At 63.9% G+C, this 13,956-nt stretch carries 11 protein-coding genes and 1 tRNA gene; 6 read left to right on the top strand and 6 right to left on the bottom strand.

All coding sequences use genetic code 11. The features are described 5' to 3' along the window. The first annotated feature begins 238 nt into the window (after positions 1–238). Together AKI39_RS15485 and AKI39_RS15480 are read left to right on the top strand one after the other, a co-directional pair. Positions 239–1,447, top strand: coding sequence for a DesA family fatty acid desaturase (locus AKI39_RS15485; RefSeq protein ID WP_066637804.1), 1,209 nt, complete (start codon positions 239–241; stop codon positions 1,445–1,447). Then, a complete protein-coding gene (locus tag AKI39_RS15480; protein ID WP_066637802.1) occupies positions 1,444–3,729 on the top strand; it encodes a UvrD-helicase domain-containing protein in 2,286 nt (761 codons plus the stop codon). Before AKI39_RS15485 ends, AKI39_RS15480 begins: the two co-directional genes overlap by 4 nt. Before the next feature lie 131 nt (positions 3,730–3,860). Here AKI39_RS15480 and AKI39_RS15475 read toward each other — a convergent pair whose 3' ends face one another. Genes AKI39_RS15475 through dapC form a run of 5 tightly spaced genes read right to left on the bottom strand, consistent with a single transcriptional unit; the run spans position 3,861 to position 9,891 of the window. Beyond that, complete coding sequence (locus AKI39_RS15475) at positions 3,861–5,810, bottom strand: ABC-F family ATP-binding cassette domain-containing protein (protein WP_145925290.1); 1,950 nt, start codon at positions 5,808–5,810, stop codon at positions 3,861–3,863. Next, on the bottom strand, positions 5,807–6,703 hold the full coding sequence (gene prmB / locus AKI39_RS15470) for a 50S ribosomal protein L3 N(5)-glutamine methyltransferase (protein WP_066637789.1): 897 nt from the start codon (positions 6,701–6,703) through the stop codon (positions 5,807–5,809). The genes AKI39_RS15475 and prmB overlap by 4 nt, the downstream gene beginning before the upstream one ends. 7 nt (positions 6,704–6,710) lie before the next feature. Next, a complete protein-coding gene (gene dapE, locus AKI39_RS15465; protein WP_066637786.1) occupies positions 6,711–7,850 on the bottom strand; it encodes a succinyl-diaminopimelate desuccinylase in 1,140 nt (379 codons plus the stop codon). Further along, the gene (dapD, locus tag AKI39_RS15460; RefSeq protein ID WP_066637783.1) at positions 7,850–8,671 is read right to left on the bottom strand and encodes a 2,3,4,5-tetrahydropyridine-2,6-dicarboxylate N-succinyltransferase; all 822 of its coding nucleotides are present in this window, start codon (positions 8,669–8,671) and stop codon (positions 7,850–7,852) included. The genes dapE and dapD overlap by 1 nt, the downstream gene beginning before the upstream one ends. Positions 8,672–8,691: 20 nt before the next feature. Further along, positions 8,692–9,891, bottom strand: a complete 1,200-nt coding sequence (gene dapC / locus AKI39_RS15455) for a succinyldiaminopimelate transaminase (protein WP_066637780.1) — start codon at positions 9,889–9,891, stop codon at positions 8,692–8,694. A 44-nt stretch (positions 9,892–9,935) separates the two neighbouring features. Between dapC and AKI39_RS15450 the strand changes: the two genes are divergently transcribed. Together AKI39_RS15450 and AKI39_RS15445 are read left to right on the top strand one after the other, a co-directional pair. Beyond that, positions 9,936–10,022 (top strand) — tRNA-Leu (locus AKI39_RS15450). A 710-nt stretch (positions 10,023–10,732) separates the two neighbouring features. After that, positions 10,733–10,939 carry a cold-shock protein gene (locus AKI39_RS15445; protein ID WP_066637777.1) on the top strand — a complete coding sequence of 69 codons (207 nt, stop codon included), beginning with the start codon at positions 10,733–10,735 and terminating at the stop codon, positions 10,937–10,939. A gap of 162 nt (positions 10,940–11,101) precedes the next feature. On the opposite strand, the gene AKI39_RS15440 is transcribed toward AKI39_RS15445, so the two are convergent. Next, positions 11,102–11,677 (bottom strand): TIGR00645 family protein, encoded by a 576-nt coding sequence (locus AKI39_RS15440; RefSeq protein ID WP_066637774.1) that lies wholly within the window; start codon positions 11,675–11,677, stop codon positions 11,102–11,104. Positions 11,678–11,899: 222 nt separating this feature from the next. Here AKI39_RS15440 and tig point away from each other — a divergent pair, with 222 nt between their 5' ends. Both tig and clpP read left to right on the top strand, forming a co-directional pair. Then, positions 11,900–13,210, top strand: a complete 1,311-nt coding sequence (gene tig, locus AKI39_RS15435; protein WP_066637771.1) for a trigger factor — start codon at positions 11,900–11,902, stop codon at positions 13,208–13,210. Further along, positions 13,210–13,866 (top strand): ATP-dependent Clp endopeptidase proteolytic subunit ClpP, encoded by a 657-nt coding sequence (gene clpP, locus AKI39_RS15430; RefSeq protein WP_066637765.1) that lies wholly within the window; start codon positions 13,210–13,212, stop codon positions 13,864–13,866. The genes tig and clpP overlap by 1 nt, the downstream gene beginning before the upstream one ends. The last annotated feature ends 90 nt before the right edge of the window (positions 13,867–13,956 follow it).

Raw genomic sequence — 13,956 nt, 5'->3', positions numbered from 1 at the left:
GCCGCGGGCGGCGCCAGCGCCGGCCGGAGGTGGGCCACGTGAGGGTCCGTGGCCGCCGCACAGGGGGCCGCACCGGGTGGAGCGTTGAAAAAGCGATCAAGATGAGCACAGGAAGTCGGGTGAAACAACAATTTTGCCGGAATTTCAAGGGGGTGAGGTCAAGGCGGGGCGCTGTCATAACCGCGCAAGGTAGGCTAAACTCGGCTTCTCGCTCTTCGCTGAGGTTTCTACGCTCCATATGGATCACATCCTTTCGTTCGTCGGCGGCGGTTTTCTGCATGCCTCTTGGTGGCAGATCGTCGCCTTTACCCTGGTGGCCACCCACGTCACCATCGTAGGGGTTACGGTATTCCTTCATCGCAGCCAGGCGCACCGCGGGCTGGACCTGCATCCGGCCGTCATGCATTTCTTCCGCTTCTGGCTCTGGATGACCACGGGCATGGTGACCAAGGAATGGGTGGCCATTCACCGCAAGCACCACGCGAAATGTGAACGCGATGGCGACCCGCATTCGCCGATGCGCTTCGGCATCTGGAAGGTGTTGTTCCGTGGCGCGGAGCTGTATCGCGAAGAAGCCACGAACGCGGAAACGATGGCCAAATTCGGCCACGGCACCCCGGACGACTGGCTTGAACGCCACGTCTATGCCCGCCACAGCCTGATGGGCGTGATGATCATGCTGGCGCTGGATATCGCCATGTTCGGCGCCGTCGGCGTGACGGTGTGGGCGGTGCAGATGGCATGGATCCCGTTCTGGGCGGCCGGCGTCGTCAATGGCATCGGCCACTATTGGGGCTACCGCAACTACGCCAGCCCGGACACCAGCACCAACGTGTTTCCGTGGGGCATCATCATCGGTGGCGAAGAACTGCACAACAACCACCACGCCTACGGTACGTCCGCCAAGTTCTCCGCCAAGTGGTACGAATTCGACATCGGCTGGGGCTACATCCGCATCCTGCAATTCGTCGGGCTGGCCAAGATCAAGAAGGTCGCACCCAAGCTCAAGCTGGATTCCAACAAGCCGATGGTGGATCTCAGTACCCTGCAGGGCGTGATCACGCACCGCTACGAAGTCATGGCGCGCTATGGCGACATCATCAAGAGCGCCGCGCGCCAGGAACTGGCCAAGCTCAAGACGTCCCGCAACCCGGACGGTACGGAATGCCGCTGGACGACCCTGCGCCAGGTCCGTCGCTGGTTGCATCGTTCGGAAGACGCCTTGCAGCCGGAACAGCTCGCCCAGGTGGATCAGGCCATCGCCGGCAGCCAGTCGCTGTCGACGCTGGTGCAGATGCGGCGCGAGCTGGGCCGTCTATGGGAAAGCTCCAGCGCCAGCAGCGAACAATTGCTGAGCCATCTGCAGGCCTGGTGCCAGCGGGCGCAGCAGAGCGGAATTGAAGGGCTGGAGCAGTTCGCCGACCGACTCCGCCGCTATGCGGCATGATCGACAAGTTAAATCCCGAACAACGCGCCGCCGTCACGCTGGAACCGCAGCACGCCCTGGTCCTGGCCGGGGCGGGTAGCGGCAAGACGCGCGTACTGACCACACGCATGGCATGGCTGATCCAGAATGGTCTGGCCAGCCCTTATGCGCTCCTGGCAGTCACTTTTACCAACAAGGCTGCGCGCGAGATGCTCGCGCGCATCTCGGCGATCCTGCCCATCGATACGCGCGGCCTGTGGGTGGGCACCTTCCATGGCCTCTGCAATCGGCTGTTGAGGGCGCACCACCGTGATGCCGGGCTGCCGCAGGCCTTCCAGATCCTCGATACCGCAGACCAGCTGGCGGCCATCAAGCGGCTGCTCAAGGCCAACGGCATCGATGACGAAAAATATCCGCCGCGTGACGTCCAGCGCTTCATCAACAGCGCCAAGGAAGAAGGCGAACGCCCGGGCGACCTGGAAGCCTGGGATAGCCACCGCCGCCGGCTGATCGAAATCTACCAGTTGTATGAAGCGCAATGCCAGCGGGAAGGGGTGGTCGACTTTCCCGAACTGCTGCTGCGCGCCTACGAACTGCTGTCGCGCAACGCGCCGGTGCGCGAGCATTACCAGCGCCGCTTCCGCCACATACTCGTCGACGAGTTCCAGGACACCAACACGCTGCAGTACAAGTGGCTGCGGTTGCTTGCGGGCGGCGGCGCCTACATTTTCGCGGTGGGTGACGACGACCAGTCCATTTATGCGTTTCGTGGCGCGAACGTCGGCAACATGGCCGATTTCGAACGCGACTATGCGCGCGGCACCGTCATTCGCCTGGAACAGAACTACCGCTCCTACGGCCACATCCTGGATTCCGCCAATGCCTTGATCGACCATAACAGTGGTCGCCTGGGCAAGAACCTATGGACGGAGCAAGGCGAAGGCGAGCCCGTCCGAGTCGTCGAGCAGCCCTCCGACGGCATGGAGGCGCAGTGGGTGGTGGACGAGATCCGCGCCCTGGTCAATGAAGGGCGGCTGCGCCGCGAGATCGCGGTGCTCTACCGCAGCAACGCCCAGTCGCGCGTGCTCGAACATGCGCTGTTCTCGGCGGGCATACCCTATAAAGTCTATGGGGGCCTGCGCTTTTTCGAACGGCAGGAAGTCAAGCACGCGCTGGCCTATCTGCGGCTGATCAGCAATCCGCACGACGATACGTCTTGGATGCGCGTGGTGAACTTTCCCGCGCGGGGTATCGGCGCGCGCACGCTGGAACAGCTGGCGGACGCGGCGCGCGCCCATGACACCAGCCTGTATGGCGCGGTGGCGCGCGTGGCGGGAAAGGGCGGCTCGAACCTGGCCCAGTTCGCCACCTTGATCGGCCGCATGGCCGATGAAACGCGGGAACTGCCCCTGCCTGAAATGGTCGAGCACGTGCTGGAGGCCAGCGGCCTCATCGAACATTACCGGGGCGAAAAAGAAGGTACCGAGCGCATCGAAAACCTGAACGAACTGGTCACCGCCGCCGCGGTGTTCTCCAGCGAGGAACACTTCGACGGCCTGCCCGCGGGTGTGCCCGCGCAGCGGGAGGCTACCCCGGACGCCACGCTGGACGCGGGGTTCAACGCCGTTGCGGAAAACCTGACGCCGCTCGCTGCGTTCCTGTCGCACGCCGCGCTGGAAGCGGGCGACAACCAGGCGCAGGCGGGGCAGGACGCCGTGCAGATGATGACCGTCCATGCCGCCAAGGGGCTGGAGTTCGATGCCGTCTTTATCACCGGTCTGGAAGAAGGCTTGTTCCCGCACGAAAACAGCGTGCTGGAACAAGCGGGCCTGGAAGAAGAACGGCGCCTGATGTATGTCGCGATCACGCGCGCACGCGAGCGCCTGTACCTCAGCCTGGCGCAAAGCCGCATGCTGCATGGGCAAACGCGCTATGCCATGCGGTCGCGCTTCCTGGCGGAAATCCCCGAACAGCATCTGAAATGGCTGACGCCCCGGGCGGGCGCCACCGATGACCATGTGCGTGGCGGCGCCCCCTGGGGCGGTGCCGCGCGCGATGCGTTCGGACGCAAGCCCGTGGGGGCCATTGCCCCGCGCCAGCCCCGTGGTGTGACGTCGGGTGTGACCGTGGGCGATCGTCAGTACCGCATCGGGCAAGGTGTCCGCCATGCCCGTTTCGGCGACGGCACCATCATAGGCCTGAGTGGAAGCGGACAGGATGCGCAGGCCCAGATACAGTTCCGCGATGTGGGCGCCAAGACGCTGGCGCTGGGCATCGCTAAGCTGGACGTCATCGCGGGCTGATGCGATAGCGGGAAGGGGCCGCGCGGGTGGGCGCGCCCTGCCATGATCGTTCACGAGTGTAAAAAACCGGGCTTGTGCCCGGTTTTTCGTTTCGCAACAGGTCAATCCCTGGGACCCCAACGTTCGCGTCGTCACGCAGACGAGCTTCCCAAGACGCTTTTTTCCGCGGCCTCGATGGCTTCGTGCAAGCCCAGCCATTGTTCTTCCAGATCGCTCATGCGCTTGGCCAGTTCGCCGTGTTCGCTCATGACTTTCTGGCGCTCAGTGCGGCGCGCGTCCGAATACAGGTCGGCGTCGGCGATCAAGGCGTCCAGCGCCTCCAGCCGCACGCGGATGGTTTCCATTTCCGCGTCCACCTTGGCCAGCTTGCTCTCCAGCGGCTTGCGGGCGGCTGCGACCCGCTGGCGCTGTTCGGCTTCCTGGCGACGCTGCTGCTTGCGATCCGCCGGAGCAGGCGTATCGGCGGACGCGGCCCGCGCGGCTTGCGCTTTTTCTTCCGTGCCGCGGGCGGCCAGCCAATCCCGGTAATCCTCCAGGTCGCCGTCGAATTCATGCACCGTACCGTCGGCCACGATCCAGAAGCTGTCCACCGTCGTGCGCAGCAGGTGGCGGTCATGCGAGACCAGCAGCATGCTGCCGGCGAATTCGGCCAGGGCCGCCGCCAGGGCCTCGCGGGTTTCCACGTCCAGGTGGTTGCTGGGTTCGTCCAGCAACAGCAGGTTGGGCTTTTGCCAGACGATCAGGGACAAGGCCAGCCGCGCCTTTTCACCGCCGGACATCGGGCCCACGGGCCCCGTCACGGCATCGCCGGAAAAGCCGAAGCCGCCGAGATAATTGCGCAGTTCCTGTTCGCGGCTGTCCGGCGCGATACGCGCCAGATGCAGCAGCGGCGTGGCGTTGAGGTCCAGCATGTCCAGCTGATGCTGCGCGAAGTAGCCGATCGACAGCCCGCGCGAGGCTCGGCGTTCCCCGGCCCGCACGGGCAGCGTTTCCGCCAGCGTCTTTACCAGTGTGCTCTTGCCTGCACCGTTCGCGCCCAGGATGCCCACGCGGCTGCCCGCACGCACCATCAGCGTTACGTCCCGCAGGATATCGACGGGGTGGCCGGCGGCATCCGTATAGCCGGCCGACAGCTTGTCCAGGACCAACAGAGGATCCGGCATATGGTCGGGCGAAGGGATACGGATGTCGATGCCGGACTCGGCCTGCAGCGGCGCCAGCGTCTGCATGCGGGCAAGCGCCTTGACACGGCTTTGCGCCTGCTTGGCCTTGGACGCCTTGGCCTTGAAGCGGTCGATGAATCCCTGCAGGCGAGCCGTGTCGCGCGTTTGCTTTTCCCAGGCGATGCGGGTTTGGCGCAGGCGTTCCGCACGCTGTTCCAGGAAGTCCTGGTAGCCGCCGCGATAGCGCACCAGCTTGCCGTGATCAAAATGCAGGATAGACCGGGCCGCCGCGTCCAGGAATTCCGTGTCGTGAGAAATCAGCAGCACCGTACCGGGGTAGGCGGCCAGCCATTTCTCCAGCCACAGCATGGCGTCCAGATCCAGGTGGTTGGTCGGCTCGTCCAGCAGCAGCAGATCCGACGGTGCCATCAGGGCGCGGGCCAGCGCCAGCCGCATGCGCCAGCCGCCGGAAAAGCTCGCGACCGGTTGCATCCATTCCGCTGGCTTGAATCCCAGGCCCGCAAGCAGTTGTTCGGCACGCGACGGCGCGCTCCAGGCGCCGGCTTCGACCAGCGCGGCTTCGGTCTCGCCGATTTCGGTACCCTGGTGATCGCCGAGCGTCGCGCGTTTGGCCTGCAGGGCACGCAGCGGCGTATCCCCGTCGATGACGAACTCCCGGGCCGGGCGTGCATCGGCATGCAGCTCCTGCTGGACGCTGGCGATGCGCCAATCCGGCGGCAGGGACAGCGAGCCGGCATCGACATCCAGCGCACCCGTCAGCAACGCGAACAGCGAGGACTTGCCCGCGCCGTTCTTGCCGACGATACCGACGCGCTCTCCGGGGTTGACGACGAAGTCCGCGCCGTCCAGCAGGACTTTCGTCCCGCGGCGCAGGGTGATTCCGGATCCGCGTATCACGGTGACAGTTGCTCGCGGGTCAGCAGTACGATCTGGTCGGAGGCCTCCGACGAGTCCAGCCAGACGGGTTCCAGGTGTGGAAACGCAGTCTCGAAATGCGCGCGCTCGTGTCCGATTTCCAGTACGAGGATGCCCTTGGGCGTCATATAGGCCGGCGCGTCGTTCAGGATGCGCCTTACCAGGTCCATGCCGTCGTCGCCGCCGGCCAGCGCCATCTGCGGTTCATGCCGATATTCCTGGGGCAGCGCATCCATGGAGTGCGCATTCACGTAGGGCGGGTTGCAGATGATCACATCGTACTGGCGCGGCGTGAGCTTCTGGAAAAGATCGCTGCAATGCAGAAAGACGCGCTCGTGCAGGTTGTAGGCGCCCACGTTATGCATCGCCACTTCCAGCGCGCTGGCTGAAACATCCACGCCATCGACGTGCGCGAAAGGGAACGCCAGCGCGGACAGCACCGCCAGGCAACCCGAGCCGGTGCACATGTCCAGGACATATTCCACGGTTTCGGGATCGGACACCCAGGGCGACAGGCTGTCGTCCAGCAGTTCGGCAATGGGCGAACGCGGCACGATGACGCGATTATCGACGTAGAAGCGGCGCCCGCGCAGCCACGCCTCGTTGGTCAGGTAAGGCGCCGGCACGCGTTCGCGGACGCGCCGGTCCAGCAGCGCCAGCACCTGTTCACGCTCTTCGGCCAGGACGCGCGCGTCCAGGAAAGGGTCCAGCATATCGAGCGGAAGGTGCAGCGTATGCAGCACCAGATACACGGCTTCGTCCCAGGCATTGTCGCTGCCGTGGCCGAAACTTACCTGACCGGCATTCAGCCGCGATACACCGTAGCGGATCAGGTCGCGGACGGTCAGCAATTCGGTGCGATTTGAGGAGGGCATTGGACGGTCACACCGCAAGCAGCAGGTTCTCGACCGTGCGGCGATAGATGTTTTTCAGCGGAACGAGCGAATCGAGTTCGATGCGTTCGTTGACTTTGTGGATAGTGGCGTTGCATGGCCCGAACTCGATGACCTGCGGGCAGATCTTCGCCAGGAAGCGGCCGTCGGAGGTGCCGCCGGTGGTGGAGAGTTCGGTCTCCAGGCCCGTCTCCGCGCGGATCGCCTCGCTCAGGGCGTCGCTCAGTGTGCCCTTGGGGGTAAGGAAGGGCTCGCCGCCCAGCTCCCAGTCGATGTGGTAGTCGACGCCATGTTTGTCCAGGACCGTGGTGACGCGCGTTTTCAGGCTATCCGGGGTACTGGCCGTGGAGAAGCGGAAGTTGAACAGCAAAACCGCTTCGCCGGGCACGATGTTGGTGGCCCCGGTACCCGCCGACATATTCGAGATCTGGAACGTGGTGGGCGGAAAGTAGGCGTTGCCCTGGTCCCACTCGATGGCAACCAGCTCGGCCAGCGCGGGCACTACGTCGTGCACGGCGTTACGGGCCAGATGGGGGTAGGCAACATGGCCTTGGACACCCTTGACCGTCAGCCGGCCGGACAGCGAGCCGCGGCGCCCGTTCTTGCAGACGTCGCCCACGCGGTCGGTCGACGTGGGTTCGCCCACGATGCAGTAGTCCAGCGATTCCCCGCGTTGCTGCAGCCATTCGCAGACACGCACGGTGCCATCCACCGACGGGCCTTCTTCATCGGAGGTCAGCAACAGGGCGATGGACCCCGCATGCCCGGGGTGGCCGGCCACGAATTCCTCGGCCGCCACCACGAAGGCGGCGATGGAGCTTTTCATGTCGGCCGCGCCGCGGCCGTACAGGAAACCGTCGCGCTCGACCGGTACGAAGGGATCGCTTTCCCATTTTTCGCGCGGACCGGGAGGCACCACATCCGTGTGCCCCGCGAACACGACTAGCGGACCGGTCGTGCCGCGCCGTGCCCATAGATTGGTCACGCCGTTGCGGACGATCGTCTCGCAGCGGAAACCGCTCCGTTCCAGCCGCTGGGCCAGCATCCGCTGGCAGTCGAAGTCTTCCGGCGTGACCGAGGGGCGGGCGATCAGGTCCTTGACCAGGTCGAGTACGGCGGTTGCGGCCATTACGCCCTCAGCAAATCGTTGATGCTGGTCTTCGCGCGCGTTTGCGCGTCGACGCGCTTGACGATCACGGCGCAATACAGGCTGTGCGAGCCGTCGGCCGCCGGCAGCGATCCGGGCACCACCACCGAACCGGAGGGGATGCGGCCGTAGCTGATCTTGCCCGTGGCGCGGTCGTAGATCTTGGTGCTTTGCGAGAGATACACGCCCATGGAGAGTACGGAGTTCTCCTCGACGATGACCCCTTCGACGATTTCCGACCGGGCGCCGATGAAGCAGTTGTCTTCAATGATCGTGGGGTTGGCCTGCAGCGGCTCCAACACGCCGCCGATACCGACGCCGCCGGACAGGTGGACGTTCTTGCCGATCTGGGCGCACGATCCCACGGTGGCCCAGGTATCGACCATGGTGCCTTCGTCGACATAGGCGCCCAGGTTGACGTACGACGGCATCAGCACGACGTTGCGGGCGATGAAGGCGCCGCGGCGGGCCACGGCGGGCGGGACGACGCGGTAGCCGCCGTGCTGGAAGGCCGCGTTACCGTATTCGGCGAACTTCAGCGGCACCTTGTCGTAGAACTGCAGCGGCGCTTGACCCATCACGGCGTTCTCCTGCAGGCGGAACGACAGCAGCACCGCCTTCTTGATCCACTGGTGCACGACCCATTCGCCCGTCGCTTTGTCCGCCACCCGCAGGCGGCCGGTATCCAGGCCATCGATGGTGTGTTCGACGGCTTCGCGAACTTCGGCGCTGGCGTCGGAGGGCGTCAGGGAGGCCCTGGCTTCCCAGGCGTGTTCGATGGTGGTTTGGAGGTCGAGAGTCATGTTTTTCAGCAGTTGAGGAGTTAAACGGAGGATCTGACGAAGTCGGCGATACGTTCGGCGGCGTCGACGCATTGCGCCAGCGGTGCGACCAGCGCCATGCGGATGCGGTTCACCCCAGGGTTGCGGCCATGGGCATCGCGGGCGAGATAGCTGCCGGGAAGCACCGTCACGCCGGTCCGGGCGTATAGGTCGCGGGCGAAATCGGTATCGGCGGTGGGGGTGGCAACCCACAGATAGAACGATGCCGGGGGGCGCGTGACGTTTATCGCGCGCTGCAGGATGGGAACCACCGCATCGAACTTTTCGCGGTAAAGCCGGCGATTTTCGCGCACATGGGTTTCATCCGTCCAGGCCGCGATGCTGGCCGCGGATACGACCGGACTCATCGCGCTGCCATGATAAGTGCGGTAAAGCAGGAAGCGCGCGACCAGCGCGGCGTCGCCCGCCACGAATCCGGATCGCATGCCCGGAACATTCGATCGCTTGGACAGGCTGGAGAAGGCGATCAGATTGCGATAGTCGGTTCGGCCCAGCGCCTGCGCTGCCTGCAGCCCGCCCAGGGGCGGATGGGTTTCATTCAGGTAGATTTCGGAATAGCACTCGTCGGACGCCACGATGAAGCCGTAGCGGTCGCTCAGTTCCAGGATCTCGCGCCAATCGTCCATGGACATGACGTTGCCCGCCGGATTGCCAGGCGAGCACACGTACACCATGCGAGTCTTGCGCCATACCTCTTCCGGCACCTGGCTCCAGTCGGGTCCGAAGTTGCGGTCCGGATCGGCGTTGACGTAATACGGACGCGCGCCGGCCAGCAGGGCAGCGCCTTCGTAGATTTGATAGAACGGATTGGGGCAGATCACCACGTCGTCGCCAGTGGGATCGATCATGGCCTGGGCGAAGGCGAAGAGCGCCTCCCGCGAGCCCAGCACCGGCAGGACCTGCGTTTCCGGGTCGGGTGCGGGAATGCCATAGCGCTTGGCCAGCCACTGCGCGATGACCTCCCGCAGGCGAGTCTCGCCCTTGGTGGTGGGATAGGATGCCAGGCCGCCGGGCAGGGCCTGTACCATGGCCTGTGCGACGCGGGCGGGAGTGTCGTGCTTGGGCTCCCCGATCGAGAGATTGATGGGCGCAAGCCCGCTGGGAGGCGAGCCCGCGGCGGCCATCAGGCGGCGCAGCTTTTCGAAGGGATAGGGGTGTAGTGCATCGAGGCGGGGGTTCATGGGGCGCGATTTTAACAAGCAAGCTACAATACCGCGCTGCGCTTGCGAAGGTGGCGAAATTGGTAGACGCACCAGGTTTAGGTCCTGACGCCGTAACAGGTGTAGGGGTTCGAGTCCCCTCCTTCGCACCACCTACATCGGGGTATCGGTTGGCGTAATGCCTACGATGCCCCCGCCGCAATGTCCCCTCCCAAGGCGGGCATTGCGGCCTTCGATGCTGTGTATCACGCAGTATGGCACGTCAAAGGCCCACACGACCCTCCCGCGGGGCCTCGGTTACGGCCACTCCCCACGAGTTGTCCGAACCGTTTGAAACATAGCGGGCCTGCCCAGGGCCTGGCATAAGGCCGTTTCAGAATCTTCAACTCCTCCGCAGTCAGGCGCGCAGCGCGGCTGACGAGTTTCCGTTTCTGTAACTCGAACAACGCGAACTTGCTGTTCAGTTTTTTATATCCATGCCGACGAAATGCCGGTACAGGATGGCCGTCAGCGTCTCGGGCCCCGCAAGTTTGAATATGTCCTGGAGGCTCGGGCGCGCCACCTCGCGACGCGGCCGATGCGCGCCCTCGCAACGTCCGAAACCGGCAGCCTGGAAAGGTGGGATGGCAGCCATACATCGCACCCGTTCGGCACGTCCGACGGAGCGCTACGCAAAGTGCCTATTTTCGGGGAGGCACGGTTGACCCCGTAAAAACATCGCGATTACACTCGATTGGCGAGATATTCAAGCGACGTGATCTTAATTCTATCTGTCGCCGTCATAGGTACTGTAGTTGCCGATTTCCCTTCCTTGATAATCTAGCGTATCCCTTTCTATTCATCAGCTCAGGTGGTGGCAAATATGGCAACGGGCATCGTCAAGTGGTTCAACGCGGAAAAGGGGTACGGTTTTATCGTGCCCGACGATGGCAGCAAGGATCTGTTCGTGCATTTTTCACAAATTCGTACCGAAGGGTACAAGACACTTCAGGAAAACCAGCGCGTTACATATGATGTCGGCCAGGGTGCCAAAGGCCCCGCCGCCATGAACATCCAGATTCTCAAGTAAGGCCGTGGCCTGGGCCGCATCGGCGGCCCGCCAGCGTCGCCTTCGCGATTTCCATTGGCGCACCGTCTGCCGCGTCCTGTCGGCGATGCGGTCGGCGGGCGCTAAAAAAAACGGCGTGCCCAGGCACGCCGTTTTTCATGGCTGGCACGGGCCGGCGCGGCTTCAGTGCGCGGCTTGTGCCTTGGCCACCGCTTGCGCCGGCATCAGTAGTCTGTCCACATAGGCGATGCCGATGGCCGACAGAATGAATACGCAGTGGATGATCGTCTGCCACATGACGCCGCTCTCGGTGAACTTGACTTCCGGGGTGCCCAGGGCGCCGGCCTCGATGAAAGTGCGCAACAGGTGAATGGACAAAATCCCGATAATCGCCATGGCCAATTTGACCTTCAGTACGCTGGCGTTCACGTGGCTGAGCCATTCCGGCTGATCCGGATGGCCTTCCAGCCTCAGGCGGGAGACGAAAGTTTCGTAGCCGCCGACGATAACCATGACCAGCAGGTTGGAGATCATGACGACGTCGATCAGGCCAAGCACGATCAACATGATCTGCTGTTCGCCGAACGTCGTCGCATGGCTGACGAGATGCCATAGTTCCTTCAGGAAAAGCAGCACATAGACGCCCTGTGCCGCGATCAGGCCGAGGTACAGGGGTAGTTGCAGCCAGCGCGAGCTGAAGATCAGGGCCGCCATGGTGCTCAGGCGAGGAGGGGCACCGCCGGGAACGCGTGATTGCATGAAAGAGGCGTGGGGGGGCTGAATGGGGCTGGAATTCTATCAAGCTGACGAGCAGCTTTCCGTGTCCGCGCGTCGCCGTGTCCTACATCCGCCGGCATCGGATCAACGCCTGAAGTTATCCGTCCCCGGCCTCGGGCGGGGCGGGAAGGGGCACAAACGAGTTTCCGGTAAAATGACCGGTTGATCCCATCTTCCATTCACTCGCAAAATAGGTCTTTTCTAATGCAGCCTGTGGTTGAAACCCTCTCCGGCCTGAAGCGCCGCGTCGATCTGTCCGTGTCCGTCGCGGAAGTCGAAAAAGAAGTCCAGGCGCAGCTGAAGCGCGTCGCGCGCACCGCCAAGGTGCCCGGCTTCCGTCCCGGCAAAGTGCCCATGACCATGCTGGAACGCAGCCACGGTCCCGGCATTCGCTACGACGTCATCAACTCGCAGGTGGGACGTGCATTCGAACAGGCCGTCGATTCCGCCAAGCTGCGCATCGCCGGCGCTCCTTCGATCGAACCCAAGACCGAAGGCGTAGCCGACGACACGCTGGCGTTTTCCGCGACCTTCGAGGTCTATCCCGAGATCACCTTGCCCGACTTGGCCAGCCTGTCCGTCACGCGCTACGACAGCCCCGTGACCGACGCCCAGGTCGAGCAGACCATTGACGTCCTGCGCATGCAGCGCGCGACCTACGAGCCGCGCGAAGGCCGCGCCGCGCAGGACGGGGACCGCGTGACGCTGGATTTCGCCGGCACGATCGACGGTGTACCGTTCGAAGGCGGCAAGGCGGAAGGCTTTCCCTTCGTGCTGGGCCAGGGCCGCATGCTGCCGGAATTCGAAGCCGCCGCGCAGGGCCTGAAGGCGGGCGATACCAAGGTGTTCCCGCTGACTTTCCCGGCCGACTACCAAGGCAAGGAAGTCGCCGGCAAGACGGCCGAATTCACCATCACGATCAAGGAAGTGGCCGAGGCCGTGCTGCCTACGGTGGATGGCGAATTCGCCAAGTCGCTGGGGCAATCCGAAGGCGATGTCGAAAAGCTGAAGGCCGACATCCGCAAGAACGTCGAGCGCGAAGCCAGGACGCGCCTGCTGGTGCGTACCAAGAACAGCGTCATGGACGCATTGGCCGAAGCCGCCAAATTCGATGTGCCGGCCGCGCTGGTGGACAGCGACGTGAGCAGTCGCGTCGCCGCGGCCCGCGAAGAGCTGAAGCAGCGTGGCTTGCCCAACGCCGACTCCGTTCCCATCCCGCCGGAAGCCTTCAGCACCGAATCGGAGCGCCGCGTTCGCCTGGGCCTGCTGGTGTCGGAACTGGTCAAGGACGCGCAACTGCAGGCCAAGCCTGAGCAAGTGCGCGCGCGCATCGAGGAATTCGCCCAGAATTACGAAGAGCCGGCCCAGGTGGTCAGCTATTATCTGTCCGACCGCCAGCGCCGCGCTGAAATCGAGGCGCTCGTGGTGGAAGACAACGTAGTTTCCTATGTGCTCGAAAAGGCCAAGGTCGCGGATGAGCAGGTGCCTTTCGACCAGTTGATGGGGATGGCTTGATGAACAGATTTACGGATTTCTACGCGTCCATGCACGGCGGCGCGTCCGTGACGCCGACCGCCCTGGGGTATATCCCCATGGTGATCGAGCAGTCGGGGCGCGGCGAACGGGCATACGACATTTATTCCCGCTTGTTGCGGGAACGGGTCGTATTCCTGGTCGGTCCTGTGAGCGACAACTCGGCCAACCTCGTTGTTGCCCAGTTGCTGTTCCTGGAATCGGAAAATCCGGACAAGGACATTTCGTTTTATATCAACTCGCCGGGCGGCTCGGTCTATGCCGGCATGGCCATCTACGACACGATGAACTTCGTGAAGCCGGATGTGTCCACGTTGTGCACGGGTCTTGCGGCCAGCATGGGCGCTTTCCTGCTCGCGGCGGGCAAGAAGGGCAAGCGTTACTCGCTGCCCAATTCCCGCATCATGATTCACCAGCCTTCCGGTGGTGCGCAGGGCCAAGCCAGCGATATCCAGATCCAGGCGCGCGAGATCCTGGACCTGCGGTCCCGCCTGAATCGCATCCTGGCGGACAACACGGGCCAGCCCGTCGATCGCATCGAGCAGGACACCGAGCGCGACAACTTCATGTCGGCGGAAGATGCGGTATCGTATGGCTTGGTGGACAAGGTCCTGGCCTCGCGCTCCGAGGATCGCTAAGGCGTCCGCGGGTCCGGTTCCGAGCCGCCGCTATTTCGAGCCAGCGTAGGATGGGTGGCGCGCGCAGGCGCGACACCCATCGTCACCAGA

Source organism: Bordetella sp. H567 (assembly GCF_001704295.1).
Lineage (GTDB): Bacteria > Pseudomonadota > Gammaproteobacteria > Burkholderiales > Burkholderiaceae_B > Bordetella_C.
Note: the sequence above shows the minus strand (reverse complement) of the source record. Positions and strands in the feature narration are given on the sequence as shown.